We start from the raw sequence: 18597 nt of genomic DNA, 5'->3' as shown, positions 1-18597 counted from the left end.
TCTCCTAGTCTAAAACGCGAGTACCACCTGCAACTTCAGCGATATAGAAGCTTGGAGCATAGCCAACGATTTCTTCATAGTGCTTGCCTACAGCTTCTTTAAAGAACTCAACAGCGTCTTTTTGAACCAAGGCAATGGCACAACCACCAAAACCTGCTCCTGTCATACGCGCACCGAGAACACCTTCTTGTGCCCAAGCAGCATGAACAAGGGTATCTAATTCCAAGCCAGTCACTTCATAGTCATGCTCAAGTGAAACATGAGACGCATTCATCAAACGACCAAATTTTTCCAAATCTCCCGCTTGAAGTGCTGCTTGCGCTTTAAGAGTACGTTGGTTTTCAAGAACGGCGTGGCGAGCACGTTTCAAACGATTTTCGTCTTTGATCAGGTAGCTGTACTCGTCAAAAGCCCACTCATCTAATTCACCCAAGGTTTGGATATCCAAGGCAACTTGAAGTTCTTCCACTGCTTTTTCACACTCAGCACGGCGTTCATTATATTTAGAATCTGCAAGTTCACGGCGTTTGTTGGTATTCATGATAACAACAACATTGTCTTTCAAATCAAGAGGAACCAAGTCATATTCTAGAGTATTTGTATCTAGGTAAATAGCTCGTTGGTCTGCCCCCATACCGATAGCAAATTGGTCCATGATCCCTGAGTTAACACCGATAAAGTTATTTTCTGTTAGTTTTCCGATTTTAACTAAGTCTAGACGGTCTAATTTTAGGTCAAAGAGGTATTCTGCTACGACACCAGTTAAAAGCTCCAAGGATGCTGAAGAAGACAAGCCCGCACCATTTGGGATATTCCCAAAAACATAGAAATCAAACCCTTTATCAATCACATGACCTGCTTCTTGCAAGAAATGAAGGACACCTTTTGGATAGTTGGTCCAGTTGTGCTCTTTCTCAAACTTAAGGTTAGCTAGAGGCACTTCGATGATGCCTTTGTCCTCAAAGTTAGCTGAGTAAAAACGCAATACTTGGTCATCACGCTTGCGTGCGGCCCCATAAGTTCCTAGTGAGATAGCTGCTGGGAAAACATGCCCACCGTTATAGTCAGTGTGTTCCCCAATCAAGTTGATACGGCCTGGTGAGAAGAAGGTTTGATCTGCTTCTTGACCAAAAACCGAAAGAAAGTCCTTGCGAAGTGCATCAGCAGTAAGATGTTGTGTCATATGAATTCTCCTTTGACAATTTGTTAGGTAAAAAAATTTACCTTGTAATCGTTTTCTTCTATTGTACCCAAGGGTTTTGCTTTGGTCAACAATTTTACCGATATTTTACTAAACTATGAGTAAAAAGGAAGAAAAATATGCTATAATAATCTAAAAAGGAGGGGAATTATGGCTACACTCAAAGATATCGCTCAGCTAGCCTCTGTTTCAATCGCAACTGTATCCCGTGTCCTCAATCGCGATCAGAGTCTATCTGTCACAGAAGAAACCCGACATCGTATTTTAACTGTTGCCGAAGAACTAGGCTACACCAAACATCTCAAAACTGGTGAATCTCATAAACTCAAACAAAAGATTGCCATCATCCAGTGGGTCAGCGAACAAGGTGAGTTGGAGGACCTCTACTACTATCAGATTCGACTAGGAATTGAAAACAGAGCCCAAGAGTTAGATTACGAAATCTTGCGTTATTTCAACGATCAACCTTTCACACTTAGCGAAGAAGTCATTGGAATTCTTTGTATTGGAAAATTTAGCCAAGCACAGATTGCTTCATTTGAAGAATATCAAAAACCTCTAGTTTTTCTTGATAGTGACACCATCGCCTTGGGCCATACCTGTGTTATTACGGATTTCTATAATGCAGTTAGACAGGTGGTTGATTACTTTACAGACCACGGGCTTAAGAAGATTGGTATCCTATCCGGTCTTGAAACTACTACTGACCAAGAAGAAGTTATCGCAGACAAGCGTTTAGATTACTTCAAATCTTATACGCAAGAAAAAGGAATTTATAACGAGAAATTCATTTTTCAAGGTCTATTTACTGCCCAATCTGGATACGACTTAATGAAAGAGGCTATCGAGAAATTAGGAGATAAACTTCCACAAGCCTTTTTTGCAGCCAGTGATAGCTTGGCCATTGGTGCCCTTCGCGCCCTTCAAGAAGCCAGCATCAGCATACCGGAGCGCGTCAGTATTATTTCCTTTAATGATACCATTCTAACCAAGCAAGTGTTCCCATCACTTTCTAGTATCACAGTTTACACCGAAGAAATGGGACGCACAGGAATGGATATCCTGAACAGAGAAGTCCTTCACGGCCGTAAAATCCCAAGTCTGACCATGCTAGGAACCAAACTAACTTTAAGAGAAAGTACCTTGCATTAAGCACAATAGCTGAACATAAAAAATCCTAATAGAGATTTCCATACTCTATTAGGATTTTCTTTTTTATTCCATCACAATTATAGACTTAATAGACTTGCGTTCATCCATATCTTTGTAAGCCTGATTAATCTCATCCAAGCTGTAACTATTAGTAAAGACACGTCCTGGATTGATATCACCGTCAAGAACTGCTTTTAACAGAACTTGTTTGTCATAAGTAGTAACTGAGGCTGCTCCACCTGCCACTGAGATATTTTGGGCAAAGGTTGAACCAAGGGCACGGTTATTGTAGTGAGGCACACCGACAAATCCCATGCGCCCGCCATTATGGAGGACTCCAAGGGCCTGCTCAACAGCTGCTTCTGTACCCACACATTCAAGAGCAGCATCCGCTCCGCCTCCAAGGATTTCACGGACCTTGGCAATCCCTTCTTCACCACGCTCAGCTACAACAGCTGTCGCACCTGACTCCAAGGCCATCTGTTGACGGTCTTGGTGGCGACTCATGAGAACGATTTGCGATGCACCACGCATTTTGGCTGCGATAACCGCACATTGACCCACAGCACCATCCCCGATAACGACCACCTTGTCACCTTTTTGCACATTAGCCACACGCGCTGCATGGTAACCTGTTGGCATAACATCTGCTAGACTTAAGAAAGATTTGAGCATAGCCTCTGTATAGTCAGAAGGTTGACCAGGAATTTTGACTAGGGACCAATTGGCATAATGGAAACGAATGTACTCTGCTTGAACACCAGTAGACCAGTTGCTATTACCCAAATGACGATCACAAGTTCCATCAAAACCATCATGACAAGCATCACATTCCCCACAACCATGAGTAAATGGGGCAATGACAAAATCCCCTGGTTTCACTGTCGTGATGGCCTCTCCAATTTCTTCGACAATTCCGATAGCTTCGTGACCACTGTTCAAACGGCCTTCTTTTATTTTAGGATTACGATAAGTCCACAAATCCGAACCGCAGACACAAGTTCTAACGATACGGATAATAACATCATCTGCTTCCTTAATCTGTGGACGCTCCACTTCAACAAGACCAATCTGTCCTGCTTTACTATAAACTGCTGATTTCATAAAAACAATCCTCTCTGTTTCTTACTAATTCTAGTATACACTTTTATAGCCCATTTTGTAAGAGGAAAACTTCTGAAGGAAACTTTTAATCGATTATCCCCCTATTTGATGATGATAAAAATAGACTAGCTTAAAAACGATAGAAATCTTTCAGCTGTTTCTGGTTCTTGGTGATCATGGAAGAGAGTACTTGCTTGGTCCAATCCTTCTATGCTCTTCATCTCATCTTTTGTTAGCTCAAAATCAAAAATATGGAAGTTCTCTTGCATCCGTTCTTTACGAACAGACTTAGGAATGACAACCACTTCACTTTGAAGTAAGAAACGTAGAGCTACTTGGGCTACAGATTTCCCATGTTTTTCTCCAATCTCCTTCAAGAGTGGAGTATTGAAGAAATCATTTTTCCCTTCAGCAAAAGGCCCCCAAGATTCAATCTGACAATTGTATTTCTCCAAATACTTTTTGGTCTCTTTTTGTTGATAGAAAACATGAGTTTCTATCTGGTTGACAGCTGGTTTGATTTCCACAAAATATTGAAGGTCTATAAAGCGATTTGGTGAAAAGTTAGAAACTCCAATGGCACGGACCTGCCCTGCCTTATAGGCTTCTTCCATGGCTCTGTAAGTGCCATAGTAATCACCGAAAGGCTGGTGAACCAACAAAAGATCAATATAATCTGTTTGTAGTTTTTTCAAGGATTCTTCGATAGATGCTTTGGCCTTTTCATAGCCAGCATTCGAAATCCAAACCTTGGTCGTGATGAAAAATTCTTCACGTGGAAGACCTGATTCCAAGATAGCTTCCCCCACACCTGCTTCATTGCCATAGACTTGAGCGGTATCAAAAGAACGATATCCAACCTCGATAGCATCAAGAACTGCTCGCTTTGTTTCATTTACTGGAGTCTGAAAGACTCCAAATCCTAATTGTGGCATTTTGACATTGTTGTTTAAGGTTTTGTAATACATATTTTCCCCTACTTCTTTTATTACTTTTAGTTTACACTCATTTAAAAGATTTGTATACTAGCAAATGAAAATAGCTTTTACAGAAGGAAAAACGACAGCAATTCTTCGTACTTAATGAAGAAAAGGAACATCAAATTTTTCTCCACTTCCTTTAATGCCTATGTCTATCTAAAGATTTCAACTCATCAACACGTCGTTTATGATGAGCATGACTAATCGGACTACTATCCACCTCAATAGTGACATTTTGAAAGCCCCTCTCTTTGAGCAAGTCTCGGATAGATTCTTTACAGACCTCCATATGCTTGACCTGCTCCAGACAAACATGGACAATAGCATTTTTTTCCAAACCATCCATAGTCCAAAGATTAAGCTGATTAACACTGGCCACATACTCCAATTGCTCCAAATCACTCCTGACTTGCTCGATATCTACTCCTTCTGGTACAGCATCTAAGAAAATTTTCAGCGTAGACCAAAAACGTGGAATGGCTTTTGACAAGATAAAGAAGGAAATGACCAGCGACAAGAGAGGATCTAAGATATACCAATCCGTAAATCGGAGAATAATGGCCATCAGGATGACTGCGACCCAACCAAGGGTGTCTTCCAGAAAATGCAGGCTAAGAATAGACTCGTTCTTTGTTTTTCCTTTACGAACCACTAAGCTCGCTAGCACATTTATAGTAACTGCAATGATTCCTAGCCAGAGGATACCCTCATCATTGACAGGTTGGGGATTAAATAGTTTTGTTGTATTTTCCAAAATGACGAAAACTGATCCTGTCATCAAAATCACAGCCGTTATCAAAGCTCCTAGAAGACTAAATCGTTTGTAACCCAAGGTATACTGACTATCCTCTTCACGATTGGAGATTGTTTCTAGAACGGCTGATACCCCAATTGCAACCGCATCTCCTAAGTCATGGACAGAGTCAGCCAGCACAGCACTAGAGCCAAATACTCCACCAGCGATAAACTCGACAATAGCATAACTCAAATTTAAGAAAAAAGACAGCCAAACTGCATGTTTTGTCTTCATAATCCTTAATCCTTTGTTATAATAGATTCATGAACATCATGTTCATTATCATTATCTAACATTCACAACAGAAAGGATAGGGGCAAACCATTTAGGGTGTACGTTACTGAATAGTTTGTTCTAAGTGTCCATATGACAGCACAGGATCGTCGCATTAGGAAGACTCGAAAAGCTATTTATACTGCTTTTTTACAATTACTCAACCAAAAAGACTACGAGACCATCACGGTTCAGGAGATTATTGACCTTGCTGATGTAGGGCGTTCCACCTTTTACAGCCATTATGAGAGCAAGGAGTTACTACTGGATGAGCTCTGCCAAAAGCTCTTTCACCATCTCTTTGAGCGTGATGAACACCTCTCTCCACAAGACTACTTGGCTCATATCTTTCAGCACTTCAAGAAAAATCAAGACCATGTAAGCAGCCTCTTGCTCTCCAAAAACGATTATTTTATCCGGCAACTGCGAAAAGAACTAGAACATGACGTCTATCCCATGTTAGCAGACGAACTGATTCAAGCACACCCCAACATTCCTCACTCCTATCTCAAGCACCTGGTCGTCAGCCACTTCATTGAAACAATCAGCTGGTGGTTGAAAAATGGGAAATCTTATAACGAGCAGAAAGTGGTCCAGTTTTATTTGGAGATACTGAATGCTAGCTCTAAATAAATCTCATGTTATTTAGAAAGGACCAGCTTTAATGACTACCCTACAATTTTATTTCCTATTTCCGAGTTTATTCATGCTTCATGAACTGGAAGAAATCATATGGATGCCATCTTTTGTCAAAAAAATATCATTACAAATTCCATATAAACAAATTTTCAATTTATACACCCCTTTTGCTTTCAATGTCATTGTCATGGAGCAACTTCTACTTCTACTGATAACACTTTATCTTAGTTACCAATTTAACAACTATACCATTTACACAACCATTGTAATCGCTTATATCTATCATGTGTTCGGACATCTTATTCAGACAATTGTCATTCGAAAATATGTGCCTGGATTGTTAACGGGCATTTTAACGAGTTTGTTTGCTCTTTGCAATCTCAAAAATGAATTTCCAATTAAACTTTATGGTTACTCTCTTTTTACCTTATTGGTTATTATTTTAAATCTTGTAGTATCATTTATGATTCTTCATAAAATCAGTCATAAAAAATAGCACTCAGGCAATCATATCTTAGAAAGGAAACATCTATGTCACTTTATCTCATCTTTAGCATCATCACAGTCTTCTTAGCCCTTGCTTTTGTCCTGCTTCATCTTGTTGCAGCGTTATCAGCTATGATAAAAGGCAAAAAAAAACTTAGGAACTGGATTTATTGGCTCTATAATTTCTGTAGTGGGTAAAACCACTTTAGAGATTATAGAGCTTTTTGAATGCAGACAAAAAGTCCCATAAGAACTATAATGAAAAGCGACGAAACTACCATTAGGAAGAACTTATGAGACCTATTAAGAATACCACAGAATTAATCGGAATTAAAGACCAAAATATCAAGATTTCACTTATTTTTGAAACTGACACCCATATCGAGATTCAAGCAAAACTCGATTCCCCTGCACCATTATGTCCTCATTGCCATGGAAAGATGATCAAATATGACTTTCAAAAAACCTCTAAGATCCCTCTTCTCGAACAAGCTGGAACGCCTACACTACTACGTCTGAAGAAACGTCGGTTTCAGTGTAAAAGTTGTAAACGAGTCACGGTAGCTGAGACATCAATCGTTAAGAAAAACTGCCAAATCTCCAATCTAGTCCGACAAAAGGTTGCACAACTCCTAACTGATAAGGTGTCATTAACGGATATTGCCAGAAGACTTCGCGTGTCGACGTCCACTGTCTATCGTAAGCTTGATCAGTTTACTTTCAAGGAACATTATGACAAACTCCCTGCTGTTATGTCCTGGGATGAGTTTGGGTTCAAGAAAGGGGAATTGGCTTTTGTTGCTCAAAACTATGAGACCAACCAACTCATAACCATCCTTGATAATCGCCGCCAAACTACTATACGAAACTACTTTTTGAAGTATCCATTAAAAGCTCGCCAAAAGGTGCAGTTTATCACGATGGATATGTCTGGAGCTTATATCCCACTAGCACGCAGACTCTTCCCAAACGCTAAAAACGTTCTTGATTGTTTCCACATTATCCAGCACCTTGGACGTGCCTTTTTAAAGACTAGAATTGCAATCATGAGCCAGTTCGATAAGAAGTCACTACCCTATCGATCCTTGAAAAATCACTGGCGACTCTTCCAAAAGGACAGCCGTAAACTATCTCTCAACTCTTTTTATTCAAAGACTTTCCGTCAAACATTAAGTCCACATGAAATCATTGAGAAGACACTAGACTTTTCAGAAGAGCTTACCGACTACTATACACTTTATCAGCTCTTGCTTTTTCACTTTCAGGAGAAGAGAGTAGATGAGTTCTTTGAGCTGATAGAGGAAAATAGGAGCAAGGTCAATCACTACTTTCAAACTGTCTTTAGGACTTTTCTTAGACACAAGCAATACATCAAAAAAGCCCTAGAAACGGACTATTCAAACGCAAAACTTGAAGCGACTAACAAGTTGATCAAAGACGTCAAACGGTTGGGGTTCGGTTTTAGAAACTTTATTAACTTTAGGAAGCGTGTTTTCATCACTCTGAACATACATAAAAAGAGGACCTATCCGGTCCTCTCAAGATGTTAGCTTTTCGTCACCCACTACAGTTGACAAAGAACCTATTAAACACAAAAGTCACCCATGTGAGTTCTTGCCAGAAGCTGAAGTTAATCCTTCAACCTGGAAAACCCGCAGAGGTAACTTTTTCTATACATCTCGATTTTTCTGGCAATAATCATTAACCGATAAATATGTCTGTGAATCACCCAGCGACTCCGCTATGTCCATAATCCGCGGTGGTAGTAATCCCACTCGCTGGACAAGTTCGTGATCACTGAACAATTCCCGTGGACTGCCGGCGAAGCCAAACTTCCCGTGTTCCATAACATACACCGACTCAAACTCGGCGGCGACCCAATCCATGTCATGGGTGATGGTCACAACTTGGTGACCCGAATCAGCCAACTGATGGAAAATTGCGGTCAACTTGCGCCGGCTTTCCCAATCAAGCGACATCATCGGCTCATCAAATAAATAAATCGCCGGATCCACTGCCAAAACTGTGGCAACGCTCAACAGCTTACGTTCCGACAATGACAGGTCATATGGACTTTCAGCTGTTTTATCATCCAAGCCAACTCTTTTTAGAGCCGCTAAAGCCCGCCTCGTAATCATGTCGTGGTCATCCATGACCTGCGCGACACTCCACTCCACCTCTCGTTGAACGGTCGGGTTGAAAAGCTGATCGTCAGGATTCTGAAAAGTAATCCCAACCTTCAGTAACTTTTCGACTGGTTTAAGATCATTAAAATTTTCTCCATCGATCTTAATCACACCGGTTTGTGGTGTCAGCAAGCCCGTCAACAATTTGAAGAGCGTTGATTTGCCGGCACCATTTTGGCCGACAATCGCCACCATCGGATCGGCGAAGTGTTTGTCTTCAACATCCAAGCTAAAGGATCGTTCCGGATAAGTGAACGTCAGGTGGTTCAGTTCAATTGTGGGCATAACGAACCTCCTTCAGATCAGCGTCATTCACCGGATACCGGCCATCAGCCAAGTGCCAATCCATTTTTTGAGCAAGTTGCTGGATTGTCGGGGCTGGAATCTGCCAGTCAGCTGCCAAATGATTAAACACCTCACCCGGCCTACCCTGGGCTACCATTTGACCCTCGTGCAGCACCCACACAACGTCGGCGACTTCGCACAAATCGTCAATTTCACTGGTGACAATGAAGACAGTCGTCTCTTTGACTTGGGCCAGCCATTGGAAAAATTGTCGGCGGCCAAGGGGATCCATCTGACTGGTCGGATCATCCATAATCAAAACAGCCGGGTTAGCCGCAATCGCCGTGGCAATTGCCAACCGCTGGCTCTGACCACCGGAAAGGCTCTCGGGACGCAAATTCAACTGTTCAATCAGCCCCATTTGCGTGGCAACTTCTTCAACCCGTTTTTGAATCAGTCCTTCAGCCATTCCCTGATTAATCAAGTCAAAGGCGATTTCATCGGCAACCGTGTCTGCCAACCCGCTTAGTTGGCCAGCTGGATTTTGCAGTACAACTCCATTCATGGCATTATAAACGGGCCAATTGTCGGACACTCGCTGGCCAAACATGTGCCAGTCGCCCTCAATCTCAGCAGACACAATTTTGGGAATGACCCCTGCTAGCACATGGCACAAAGTCGATTTGCCGGAGTGGCTATTCCCGATAATCCCAACCACCTGGCCGGTATGAACCTCCGCGTTAATCTGACGCAGTTGTGGTTGCTCAGTACCCGGATAACGGGTAGTCAAATTTTCAATTACAATCCGTTTATCTTCGTCCAAATCTTCCACCCAATCAATAAAATTGCCAATCCAGTCAGACCAATGTGCAGCGTCCGCGACAGGCGATACACGCGCTGGGAGGTTCTGACAGTCCGGTTGAGATTATCAAAACCTCTCAGTTGGAGAGAAATCGACCGCGTCATCGATTGATCCAAGGTCTTAATCACCAATGGAATTAGAACCGGCAGGACTGACTTTAATTTCTGAATCAACGTTTTTTGCGGATTGGTTCCGCGAACTTTTTGTGCCTGCTGGATTTTCCGCATATTGCGCATCATTTCCGGCAAAATATAACACACCGACATCAGAACGTAGACGGTTTTATAAGACAATCCGGACAGTTCCAAATAGGCCGCGTTTTCTGAAATACTCGTGGTCACCATAAAAAAGCCACTGGTCAAAATAATCACCAATACTCGACAACCCAGAGTGGTGGCGTAAATCAGGCCTTCTTTGTAGAACGACACCCCAAGCACAGAAAACAGCACAGTTTGATTCCGACTGTAAAATAACCCTTGGATGATCAGCATGGTGCAAATCAGAAACAGGCTGAATCCCAGCGCCTTAAAGATGGTAGAGCTCAATTTGGAAAATAACAATAGCAGTGTTGCGACAAGAATTAATCCGGCCTGAAGCAATAAATTCATACTGGCAAAGCTCAACAACGTCATGTCCAAGATGAACAAGAGCTTAGTAATCGGATCGATCACCTGGTACCACTTGAGCTTGACCCGTGGCGCTCCAGAAATCAATGTTTGATCAGTCATCATTTATCATCGCTAAAGAAGTGCACCATCCGCTTCGGCAGCTGACGATAGATGAAGAATGCCAGGTAGGCCACGCAGACTTTATCCAAAATATCCAAGACAAACTCATCGATAAATGAGGCCAGCCACACTGGTACATGATTGGCGACCATTACCGCAAACAATGAGTCACCCCAAGCGATACCGGTCTGACCACCCCAAAAGATGACGTTGAATGGCGTTGAAATGACAGCTGAAACGATGGCAATAATAATAGCAGAAACAAATACTCGTCGCGCTGATGAGAACCACCCATTGGCGTGCAAAACTCCGACAGCAATCCCAATTCCGAGGCTGGTAATCGCATACACGGTTGAAATTGGCGATAAGGTCAGCCCATAGATCACGTTGTTGATGAAACCACTGATGGCACCGACAACCGGCCCAGCCAACATGCTGGCAAGAAAGGTTCCCAAAGACCCCAGCCAAACGGGCAACTTTAACCCCTCCGCCAAGGCTTTGGCAACATAGTTAATCCCCACGGCAGCGGGAATCAAAGTCATGGTGGCAGCACTTAACTTAAATTTCCACATACTGGTACGATGAATCGGTTTTGTTTTCATAATCTTCTCCTTTTGTTTTTAAAGAGCCGTGTCAGGAATGACTTTCGGACGCAACGCTCTATTATATATCTACTGAACTGTCTATACACAAGATTTCCATCCTTAGTCGACATGAGCTAGAAATCCTTATTTATTAAGTAGTTCACAACACATTATACACCTATTTTGTGAATAGTCAAGTGTATTTACAGTAAAATTTTCTCTTCCTTTCCATTTTTAATGACATTCAGTAACTCTAACATCAAAAAAGCCCAGATAAAATTATCTGAGCATTCTTCTATATAGTCGTTTAATGGAGTTGAGTTCAGCATTTTCAAGTTATTTCTTCAACAAACCTTGTTCTTGCAGAAATTCCTTGGCTACTTGTTCTGCTGGCTTGTCTTCGACACCGACTTGATAGTTAAGCTGGCTCATCTGGCTTTCTGTAATCTTACCAGCTAATTTATTAAGCACCGTTTCCAACTCTGGATGTTTCTTGAGAAGAGCTTCTTTCATCAGTGGAGCGCCTTGGTATGGAGGGAAGAGTTGTTTATCATCCTCCAAAACCACTAAATCATAGCGAGCAATTTCAGCATCTGTTGAGTAAGCATCTGTAATTTGAATGTCACCTGACTGGATGGCTTGGTAGCGAAGAGCTGGCTCCATGGTTGCCACATTGAGATTCAATCCATAAACAGACTGCAAGCCCTTGTTTCCATCCTCACGGTCATTAAACTCTAGAGTGAATCCAGCCTTGAGCTGTCCTTCTACTTTTTTCAAGTCTGAAATCGTCTTAAGTCCATATTCTTGCGCAATTTTTTTGGGAACTGCTATAGCATAAGTATTTTGATAAGCCATGGGTTTAAGAAAGGCTAGTTGATCCTGTTTGGCAATGCCGTCACGAGCCACCTCGTAAACCTTTTCTGGGTCATGCCCAATTTGTGGAGATGGTTGGAGGAGACTCTCTGTCACTGTTCCAGAAAATTCTGGATAGATATCGATATCACCCTTTTTCAGCGCTTGATAAAGGAAATCTGTCTTCCCAAAGTTAGGCTTGACCGTCACCGTCATATCAGTATTTTCCTCAATGAGAAGCTTGTACATATTCATGAGAATCTCAGGTTCAGGTCCCAACTTCCCAGCTATCACCAGATTTTCTTTCTCTTTATTTGGAATCATGCTTGGAGCATAACTAGCTCCCAAACCAAGCACCATAACAGCAAAGGCTGCAACAATCGTACGCAACTTTTCCTTTTCCAACCATTTGAGAATAACATTAAAGAGAATGGCCAAAATGGCTGATGAGATTGCGCCGATTAAAATGAGACTAGCATTCCGACGATCAATACCCAAAAGGATAAAGGAGCCTAGTCCTCCAGCTCCCACAAGAGCAGCTAGAGTTGCTGTTCCAATGATCATAACAGTTGCTGTTCGAACCCCCGATACAATGACAGGCATGGCCAGTGGAATTTCAAACTTCTTGAGTCGCTCCCACTTGGTCATTCCAAAAGCAATCCCCGCCTCCTCAAGACTAGGATCAATGCCGTTCAGGGCTGTGATTGTATTTTCTAAAATCGGGAAAATAGCATAAATGACAAGGGCTGTGAGAGCTGGTAAGGTTCCAATTCCCATGAAAGGAATAAAGAGACCCAACAAAGCCATTGAGGGAATGGTCTGGAAGATACCCGCAACTTGTAGCACCCAGTTCGCCGCTTTTTTGTGGCTATTTAGATAAACCGCCAGTGGAATCGTCAGAAAAATAGCAACCAATAAGGTCAAAAGAGATAATTGTAAGTGTTCCCCAAGAGCAGTTACCCATTCCCCAAAACGCTCTTGAAATGTTGAAATCAAATTAGACATGAAGGCTACCTCCAAACAAGTTTGCTACAAAGTCTGTCGCAGGCGCTTGTAAAATTGTTTCAGGGTCTGCCACCTGGCGAATTTCTCCATCCTGCAAAACTGCAATTCGATCCCCTAATTTTAAGGCCTCATCCGTATCATGTGTTACGAAGATGGTGGTCATACCGAATTCTTTATGTAAATCTTTGGTAAGAGCCTGCAACTGCTTGCGAGAGATGGCATCCAAGGCTGAAAAAGGTTCGTCCATCAATAGAATTTTTGGTTCCCCAATGATAGCTCGCACAATGCCAATCCGCTGTTGCTCCCCACCAGATAATTCACTAGACATGCGATTTGCATACTCTGAAGCAGGGAGACCAACCTTGTTCAAGAGTTCTTCTGTTTTAGAAGTGATTTGCTCCTTGCTCCAGCCCTTCATCTCAGGAATGAGAGCTATATTTTCAGCAACGGTCAAGTTAGGAAATAGGGCAATGGCTTGTAGGACATAACCGGTACTGAGACGTAACTCCCGTTCATCATAGTCCTTAATGCGTTTCCCATCCATATAGATATTGCCATCTGTCGGTTCCAAAAGACGGTTAATCATCTTAATCATAGTGGTCTTTCCAGATCCTGAAGGACCCACTAGCACCATGAATTCTCCATTTTCAATGCGAAGATTGACATCTTTTAAAATATCCTTTTCTGTATAGCGCAAGGCTACATGTTTGTATTCAATCATTTTTTTCCTCAATAAGTTTTCTATCTCTAAGAATATCCAAAAGGCTGCTTGCTGGATGCCTTAGAACTTTTTCGATATCTGTAGAAACCCCAGCTTGTTCACCAGCTTTAATCGCTGTATAGGTGCTGACCCAGGCATCGTACTCCCATGTTTGTGCTGGCCATTTTTTCCGTGACTCATAGGCTTCTTCTACTGATTCATCCACATACGCGATGGTCTTACCGGTCTCCTTTGAGAGAAGCGCTACGATTTTTTCCATGGAAAGATCCTCTGGCCCTGTCAGATTCAAGCTTTGATTTTCCCACTCCTTAGGATTTAAAAGAATTTCTGCTGCAACCCTAGATGTGTCCTTACGGGCAACAGCTGATACCAGGCCATTGCCGGCCGGACCACGAATTTCTCCATTTTCAAGCGCAAGATCAATCAAGAAGTCCAAGTAAAAATTATCTCTCAAAAAAGTGTATGTGAACCCTAACTCCTTGATATAGGCTTCCGTCTGGGCATGATCTCGAGACAAAGTGAAAGTTGCCTTCTCATCTGCCCCATAAAAGGAGGTATAAACAATATGCTGCACCCCTGCTAGTTTTGCAGCATCTAAAAACTCCTTGTGCTCCTTTACACGCTCTGGATTTTCCCGAGCAGAGACCATCAACAAAGTATCGATACCCTTTAAGGCCTCGACCACCTCTGGAGTATTGGCATACACTATTTTACGGATTTCTGCAGACGCGTAGACTTTTGCACGCTCTGGGCTTCTTGCTAGATGGACTGAAGCGATTCCTTTTTTATCGACAAAATCAGCCACATAGGAGCCTAATTTTCCTGTTACACCTGTAATTCCGATCATAACTGTTACTTCCTTTCCCTAGATTTCATTTTCTTTAGCTTTTAGATTTGCGATTATACGCGCTTGATAAGCTTCAAATTCTCGGATTTCTTGATCTGAAAAGCCTTGGTAGAAAATCTCTCCCAGTTCTTTACTGACACGGTCTCCAATTTCTTTTTGCGCCCAACCGAGGTCTGTCAAAGAGATATATTTTTTCCTTTTATCCTGCGTGCAAGGTTGAATCGTAACCAAGCCTTGTTCTTCCAATTTCTTAACCATACTGGTCAATGTATTATTGGCTAGACCCGTCGCAAGAGCGATATCTGTCGCAGTAGCGCATCCCAACTCTTGCTTCCACAAAATCGTTAGAATTTTCCCTTGCTCACTTCTGTATTGAGCATCTGGTTCCTTGCTCAAGAGTTTTTGAAAGATACGCCCATTTAACAATCGAATCTGTAGAGCTTGATAGCCTCCTAACATCTTGTCCATTTTGTCTCCTTTTTGTTCTATATCGAACCTTTTGAATTATTGTAACACCCTGAATTACATCTGTCAACTATTTCGATATCGAAATATTAACTTTTAAAAAAAAAAAGAGTTTAGCCAAGGCTAAACTCTTTTTTCATTACTCTTCTTCAACCAAGCGTTTGAACTCTGCTTGTATTTCTGTATTTTCGGTGGGTTTCAAGTACATAATCCCACCATTAGTTGTTGGAGAATGAAAAACAATCGCTTCTCCTGTGTTAGTAATCGCAAAGTAATAGCTATGAACATCTGGAAATTTATCCCAGTTACTATAGCGCTCTACGATGCGATACTTAGTAGTTCCTAAACCATTATCCGAGTATTCCGCATTTATTTTTTCACTCGGCCCATCACCAAAGGTATAGAGATTATCAGCACCGACATCTCCACCAGCAATTCCTTTTTTGTAATTAGGTTGACCAAGTCTTTCTCCCCAGCCTTTAATAAAAGCTTCTAATTTAGCAGATTTATTGGCATTCCAAGGAGCTTTTTGCTTTTCTCCCGAAATGGTCGTACTAGTAGAGTTTTCAAATTTCTGCCAATCAAAACCTCTTAGATCAATTTGATCAGATTCAGTTTTTCCAAAATTAGATCCAATATAATTAGATTCTATTTGAAATTCTTTTTCCTGAAGTTTACTAGCCCCCTTTTGCTTTTCATTTAACTTATAAAGAGTTCCATAACCTTTACCAGTTCCTGACGACCAACTTAATTCAAGAATCTCCCCACCTTGATAAATAATTGCCGCATTCCTAGATCCACCATGTCCTGCAGCAAAACCTTCTGCTAAAAGCACAGGCTTACCTTCTTGTAAAGAGTACACTCCAGTTAAAAAGTATTTCCCACTTAAATTAAGATCTGCTATAAGTAACTCCTCGACGCCATCATCATTTAAATCAACAAAGGAATAACGCATATCATCTGAACGATTCATGGCATTTTCAAGAGACCAACTATTGATAGGACGTTCAGTAGCTTTTAAACTTTGATAAAGATTTGAAATTGCAGTTGGATCTTGAGAAGTAGAAAATATCTTTTGGTAATCATCAAAAACTGACTTGTACAAACCTTTATAATCTTTCTTAGACTCCCCAGACTTTATCTCGTTACTAGTAATTGAAGTAGATAAACTAATATCTTTACTAGAAAGCTCAGAATTTTGATTACTACAACCAACTGTAAAAAAACAAAATATAAGAATAAACAGACTTCCTACTATACTTCTATTACCCATAAAAATCTCCTCATAAAATTAATGGTGACCATAGCTTTGCTTACATTATATCAAATATTTGAGAGTTGCGGTAAGATAACGAAATCTTATATATACAAATACTAAGTAAATATGTTCAATAATTCTTATATTCGATACACCTTCAATAAATATTATATAGCTAAATATATTGTAGAGAAATCCTATAGGACGTATAACAAAAAAGATTAAACCATTATTTAAAGCTAACCAATAATAGAGTTAAATTATTATAAAAGCTTACAGAAAATTAAAGAAAAGACCATTAACGCATTGAAAGAATAAAATATAAATGAAAGATAAAAGCTAGGAAAAAGCCACGAAATCATTAAAAGATACTTTTATACTCCGTGACTTTAATAAAATTAAACCTAGAATCTCCCTAAATTTGAAAACAAAAAGAGCGAACCATTTTGTTTCGCTCCAGATAGTAAGAATTCATCACTCAACCACAGTCGTCAAAGAAGGAAAATTTGATAATTAAAGACACAAAAAAAGAGCCAACAAGCTCTAATTACGGAGAATAAGGGATTCGAACCCTTGCGCCGGTTACCCGACCTAACGATTTAGCAAACCGTCCTCTTCAGCCTCTTGAGTAATTCTCCTATTAATGGGCACGAGTGGACTCGAACCACCGACCTCACGCTTATCAGGCGTGCGCTCTAACCACCTGAGCTACGCGCCCAAGTCAAAAACTTGGTACTTGAACAAAGTTCAAAGCGGGTGACGAGAATCGAACTCGCGACAACAGCTTGGAAGGCTGTAGTTTTACCACTAAACTACACCCGCATGATACTTAATAAAAAATGGCGCGAGACGGAATCGAACCGCCGACACATGGAGCTTCAATCCATTGCTCTACCAACTGAGCTACCGAGCCAATATTGCGGGAGCAGGATTTGAACCTACGACCTTCGGGTTATGAGCCCGACGAGCTACCGAGCTGCTCCATCCCGCGTTAATAATAAAGGAGGATGTGGGATTCGAACCCACGCACGCTTTTACACGCCTGACGGTTTTCAAGACCGTTCCCTTCAGCCGGACTTGGGTAATCCTCCATCATTTCAATGGACCTTGTAGGACTTGAACCTACGACCACTCGGTTATGAGCCGAGAGCTCTAACCAGCTGAGCTAAAGGTCCAACAAGATCATTATAGCGGCGAAGGGGATCGAACCCCCGACCTCCCGGGTATGAACCGGACGCTCTAGCCAGCTGAGCTACACCGCCATCAATCGGGAAGACAGGATTCGAACCTGCGACACCTTGGTCCCAAACCAAGTACTCTACCAAGCTGAGCTACTTCCCGAATTAAATTGTTAATGCACCCTAGAGGAGTCGAACCTCTAACCGCCTGATTCGTAGTCAGGTACTCTATCCAGTTGAGCTAAGGGTGCTCATCATTATATGCCGAGGACCGGAATCGAACCGGTACGATCGTTACCAATCGCAGGATTTTAAGTCCTGTGCGTCTGCCAGTTCCGCCACCCCGGCCTCTCTAAGCGAACGACGGGATTCGAACCCGCGACCCCCACCTTGGCAAGGTGGTGTTCTACCACTGAACTACGTTCGCATCGACTCTGCTTTAACCTAAAAAAAATGCCGGCTACATGACTTGAACACGCGACCCTCTGATTACAAATCAGATGCTCTACCAACTGAGCTAAGCCGGCTGATTTCTATTATGCGGGTTAAGGGACTTGAACCCCCACGCCGTTAAGCGCCAGATCCTAAATCTGGTGCGTCTGCCAATTCCGCCAAACCCGCAAATATGACCCGTACTGGGCTCGAACCAGTGACCCATTGATTAAAAGTCAATTGCTCTACCAACTGAGCTAACGAGTCAAATAACTTTCGTTATTACGGTCCCGACGGGAATCGAACCCGCGATCTTCGCCGTGACAGGGCGACGTGATAACCGCTACACTACGGGACCTATGGGAGTTAACGGGATCGAACCGCTGACCCTCTGCTTGTAAGGCAGATGCTCTCCCAGCTGAGCTAAACTCCCTAGAGCTAAGCGACTTCCATATCTCACAGGGGGCAACCCCCAACTACTTCCGGCGTTCTAGGGCTTAACTTCTGTGTTCGGCATGGGTACAGGTGTATCTCCTAGGCTATCGTCACTTAACTCTGAGTAA

The 18597-nt window shown here is 42.0% G+C and carries 16 protein-coding genes, 17 tRNA genes, 1 rRNA gene and 1 pseudogene; 4 read left to right on the top strand and 31 right to left on the bottom strand.

Going from position 1 to position 18597, the window contains the following annotated elements:
* Positions 1-4: 4 nt before the first annotated feature.
* On the bottom strand, positions 5-1183 hold the full coding sequence (locus tag ACXYSN_RS00175) for a galactokinase (protein ID WP_458635732.1): 1179 nt from the start codon (positions 1181-1183) through the stop codon (positions 5-7).
* Positions 1184-1351: 168 nt separating this feature from the next.
* Between ACXYSN_RS00175 and ACXYSN_RS00170 the strand changes: the two genes are divergently transcribed.
* Positions 1352-2353: a LacI family DNA-binding transcriptional regulator gene (locus tag ACXYSN_RS00170; protein WP_458635731.1), complete on the top strand. Its 1002-nt coding sequence runs from the start codon at positions 1352-1354 to the stop codon at positions 2351-2353.
* Between the two features lie 63 nt (positions 2354-2416).
* Here the strand turns inward: ACXYSN_RS00170 and ACXYSN_RS00165 are convergent, their stop codons facing one another.
* The 3 genes from ACXYSN_RS00165 to ACXYSN_RS00155 form a co-directional block, all read right to left on the bottom strand.
* A complete protein-coding gene (locus ACXYSN_RS00165; protein WP_458635730.1) occupies positions 2417-3457 on the bottom strand; it encodes a zinc-binding dehydrogenase in 1041 nt (346 codons plus the stop codon).
* 125 nt (positions 3458-3582) lie between these two features.
* Positions 3583-4425, bottom strand: a complete 843-nt coding sequence (locus tag ACXYSN_RS00160; RefSeq protein WP_458635729.1) for an aldo/keto reductase — start codon at positions 4423-4425, stop codon at positions 3583-3585.
* A 151-nt stretch (positions 4426-4576) separates the two neighbouring features.
* Positions 4577-5467 carry a cation diffusion facilitator family transporter gene (locus ACXYSN_RS00155; RefSeq protein ID WP_458635728.1) on the bottom strand — a complete coding sequence of 297 codons (891 nt, stop codon included), beginning with the start codon at positions 5465-5467 and terminating at the stop codon, positions 4577-4579.
* A 132-nt stretch (positions 5468-5599) separates the two neighbouring features.
* Here ACXYSN_RS00155 and ACXYSN_RS00150 point away from each other — a divergent pair, with 132 nt between their 5' ends.
* The 3 genes and pseudogenes from ACXYSN_RS00150 to ACXYSN_RS00140 form a co-directional block, all read left to right on the top strand.
* Positions 5600-6139, top strand: coding sequence for a TetR/AcrR family transcriptional regulator (locus ACXYSN_RS00150; protein WP_458635727.1), 540 nt, complete (start codon positions 5600-5602; stop codon positions 6137-6139).
* Between the two features lie 31 nt (positions 6140-6170).
* Positions 6171-6641: an HXXEE domain-containing protein gene (locus ACXYSN_RS00145; protein WP_458635726.1), complete on the top strand. Its 471-nt coding sequence runs from the start codon at positions 6171-6173 to the stop codon at positions 6639-6641.
* A 283-nt stretch (positions 6642-6924) separates the two neighbouring features.
* Positions 6925-8171 (top strand): annotated as a pseudogene (locus ACXYSN_RS00140) (ISL3 family transposase); the annotation flags it as partial.
* Between the two features lie 130 nt (positions 8172-8301).
* Here the strand turns inward: ACXYSN_RS00140 and ACXYSN_RS00135 are convergent.
* The 27 genes from ACXYSN_RS00135 to rrf form a co-directional block, all read right to left on the bottom strand.
* Positions 8302-9102 carry an energy-coupling factor ABC transporter ATP-binding protein gene (locus ACXYSN_RS00135; protein WP_006149808.1) on the bottom strand — a complete coding sequence of 267 codons (801 nt, stop codon included), beginning with the start codon at positions 9100-9102 and terminating at the stop codon, positions 8302-8304.
* Positions 9089-9925, bottom strand: coding sequence for an ABC transporter ATP-binding protein (locus tag ACXYSN_RS00130; RefSeq protein ID WP_014633086.1), 837 nt, complete (start codon positions 9923-9925; stop codon positions 9089-9091). Before ACXYSN_RS00130 ends, ACXYSN_RS00135 begins: the two co-directional genes overlap by 14 nt.
* Entirely contained in the window at positions 9901-10692 is a 792-nt protein-coding gene (locus ACXYSN_RS00125) for an energy-coupling factor transporter transmembrane component T (RefSeq protein WP_004182467.1), read from the bottom strand. The genes ACXYSN_RS00130 and ACXYSN_RS00125 overlap by 25 nt, the downstream gene beginning before the upstream one ends.
* Positions 10692-11294, bottom strand: a complete 603-nt coding sequence (locus tag ACXYSN_RS00120) for an ECF transporter S component (protein WP_458635725.1) — start codon at positions 11292-11294, stop codon at positions 10692-10694. Before ACXYSN_RS00120 ends, ACXYSN_RS00125 begins: the two co-directional genes overlap by 1 nt.
* 318 nt (positions 11295-11612) lie before the next feature.
* Positions 11613-13133 carry an ABC transporter permease/substrate-binding protein gene (locus ACXYSN_RS00115; protein WP_458635724.1) on the bottom strand — a complete coding sequence of 507 codons (1521 nt, stop codon included), beginning with the start codon at positions 13131-13133 and terminating at the stop codon, positions 11613-11615.
* Positions 13126-13854 (bottom strand): ATP-binding cassette domain-containing protein, encoded by a 729-nt coding sequence (locus ACXYSN_RS00110; protein ID WP_458635723.1) that lies wholly within the window; start codon positions 13852-13854, stop codon positions 13126-13128. Before ACXYSN_RS00110 ends, ACXYSN_RS00115 begins: the two co-directional genes overlap by 8 nt.
* On the bottom strand, positions 13847-14701 hold the full coding sequence (locus ACXYSN_RS00105) for an SDR family oxidoreductase (RefSeq protein ID WP_458635722.1): 855 nt from the start codon (positions 14699-14701) through the stop codon (positions 13847-13849). The genes ACXYSN_RS00110 and ACXYSN_RS00105 overlap by 8 nt, the downstream gene beginning before the upstream one ends.
* 18 nt (positions 14702-14719) lie before the next feature.
* Entirely contained in the window at positions 14720-15169 is a 450-nt protein-coding gene (locus ACXYSN_RS00100) for a MarR family winged helix-turn-helix transcriptional regulator (protein ID WP_441347902.1), read from the bottom strand.
* Between the two features lie 136 nt (positions 15170-15305).
* Entirely contained in the window at positions 15306-16439 is a 1134-nt protein-coding gene (locus tag ACXYSN_RS00095; RefSeq protein ID WP_458635721.1) for a DUF4767 domain-containing protein, read from the bottom strand.
* 535 nt (positions 16440-16974) lie between these two features.
* Positions 16975-17062 (bottom strand) — tRNA-Ser (locus tag ACXYSN_RS00090).
* A gap of 6 nt (positions 17063-17068) precedes the next feature.
* A tRNA-Ile gene (locus tag ACXYSN_RS00085) sits at positions 17069-17142 on the bottom strand.
* Between the two features lie 33 nt (positions 17143-17175).
* A tRNA-Gly gene (locus ACXYSN_RS00080) sits at positions 17176-17246 on the bottom strand.
* 18 nt (positions 17247-17264) lie between these two features.
* Positions 17265-17337, bottom strand: a tRNA-Phe gene (locus ACXYSN_RS00075).
* Between the two features lie 4 nt (positions 17338-17341).
* A tRNA-Met gene (locus tag ACXYSN_RS00070) sits at positions 17342-17415 on the bottom strand.
* Positions 17416-17425: 10 nt separating this feature from the next.
* A tRNA-Ser gene (locus tag ACXYSN_RS00065) sits at positions 17426-17515 on the bottom strand.
* 10 nt (positions 17516-17525) lie between these two features.
* Positions 17526-17599: transfer RNA gene (locus ACXYSN_RS00060), tRNA-Ile, on the bottom strand.
* A 13-nt stretch (positions 17600-17612) separates the two neighbouring features.
* Positions 17613-17686, bottom strand: a tRNA-Met gene (locus ACXYSN_RS00055).
* Between the two features lie 5 nt (positions 17687-17691).
* A tRNA-Pro gene (locus ACXYSN_RS00050) sits at positions 17692-17765 on the bottom strand.
* A gap of 14 nt (positions 17766-17779) precedes the next feature.
* A tRNA-Arg gene (locus tag ACXYSN_RS00045) sits at positions 17780-17853 on the bottom strand.
* An 11-nt stretch (positions 17854-17864) separates the two neighbouring features.
* Positions 17865-17950 (bottom strand) — tRNA-Leu (locus ACXYSN_RS00040).
* A gap of 7 nt (positions 17951-17957) precedes the next feature.
* Positions 17958-18029 (bottom strand) — tRNA-Gly (locus ACXYSN_RS00035).
* Positions 18030-18056: 27 nt separating this feature from the next.
* A tRNA-Thr gene (locus tag ACXYSN_RS00030) sits at positions 18057-18129 on the bottom strand.
* A gap of 12 nt (positions 18130-18141) precedes the next feature.
* Positions 18142-18223: transfer RNA gene (locus ACXYSN_RS00025), tRNA-Leu, on the bottom strand.
* A gap of 5 nt (positions 18224-18228) precedes the next feature.
* Positions 18229-18301 (bottom strand) — tRNA-Lys (locus ACXYSN_RS00020).
* 18 nt (positions 18302-18319) lie between these two features.
* A tRNA-Asp gene (locus ACXYSN_RS00015) sits at positions 18320-18392 on the bottom strand.
* A gap of 2 nt (positions 18393-18394) precedes the next feature.
* Positions 18395-18467, bottom strand: a tRNA-Val gene (locus ACXYSN_RS00010).
* A 4-nt stretch (positions 18468-18471) separates the two neighbouring features.
* A 5S ribosomal RNA gene (gene rrf, locus ACXYSN_RS00005) occupies positions 18472-18587 on the bottom strand.
* Between the last annotated feature and the right edge of the window lie 10 nt (positions 18588-18597).

The organism is Streptococcus sp. V869 (genome assembly GCF_054353515.1).
This window is presented reverse-complemented; position numbering and strand designations above follow the sequence as displayed.

Bases quoted from the DNA above. Each gene is read 5' to 3' on its own strand.
- ACXYSN_RS00175 (WP_458635732.1), bottom strand. From the start codon at position 1,183: ATGACACAACATCTTACTGCTGATGCACTTCGCAAGGACTTTCTTTCG.
- ACXYSN_RS00170 (WP_458635731.1), top strand. From the start codon at position 1,352: ATGGCTACACTCAAAGATATCGCTCAGCTAGCCTCTGTTTCAATCGCA.
- ACXYSN_RS00165 (WP_458635730.1), bottom strand. From the start codon at position 3,457: ATGAAATCAGCAGTTTATAGTAAAGCAGGACAGATTGGTCTTGTTGAA.
- ACXYSN_RS00160 (WP_458635729.1), bottom strand. From the start codon at position 4,425: ATGTATTACAAAACCTTAAACAACAATGTCAAAATGCCACAATTAGGA.
- ACXYSN_RS00155 (WP_458635728.1), bottom strand. From the start codon at position 5,467: ATGAAGACAAAACATGCAGTTTGGCTGTCTTTTTTCTTAAATTTGAGT.
- ACXYSN_RS00150 (WP_458635727.1), top strand. From the start codon at position 5,600: ATGACAGCACAGGATCGTCGCATTAGGAAGACTCGAAAAGCTATTTAT.
- ACXYSN_RS00145 (WP_458635726.1), top strand. From the start codon at position 6,171: ATGACTACCCTACAATTTTATTTCCTATTTCCGAGTTTATTCATGCTT.
- ACXYSN_RS00135 (WP_006149808.1), bottom strand. From the start codon at position 9,102: ATGCCCACAATTGAACTGAACCACCTGACGTTCACTTATCCGGAACGA.
- ACXYSN_RS00125 (WP_004182467.1), bottom strand. From the start codon at position 10,692: ATGACTGATCAAACATTGATTTCTGGAGCGCCACGGGTCAAGCTCAAG.
- ACXYSN_RS00120 (WP_458635725.1), bottom strand. From the start codon at position 11,294: ATGAAAACAAAACCGATTCATCGTACCAGTATGTGGAAATTTAAGTTA.
- ACXYSN_RS00115 (WP_458635724.1), bottom strand. From the start codon at position 13,133: ATGTCTAATTTGATTTCAACATTTCAAGAGCGTTTTGGGGAATGGGTA.
- ACXYSN_RS00110 (WP_458635723.1), bottom strand. From the start codon at position 13,854: ATGATTGAATACAAACATGTAGCCTTGCGCTATACAGAAAAGGATATT.
- ACXYSN_RS00105 (WP_458635722.1), bottom strand. From the start codon at position 14,701: ATGATCGGAATTACAGGTGTAACAGGAAAATTAGGCTCCTATGTGGCT.
- ACXYSN_RS00100 (WP_441347902.1), bottom strand. From the start codon at position 15,169: ATGGACAAGATGTTAGGAGGCTATCAAGCTCTACAGATTCGATTGTTA.
- ACXYSN_RS00095 (WP_458635721.1), bottom strand. From the start codon at position 16,439: ATGGGTAATAGAAGTATAGTAGGAAGTCTGTTTATTCTTATATTTTGT.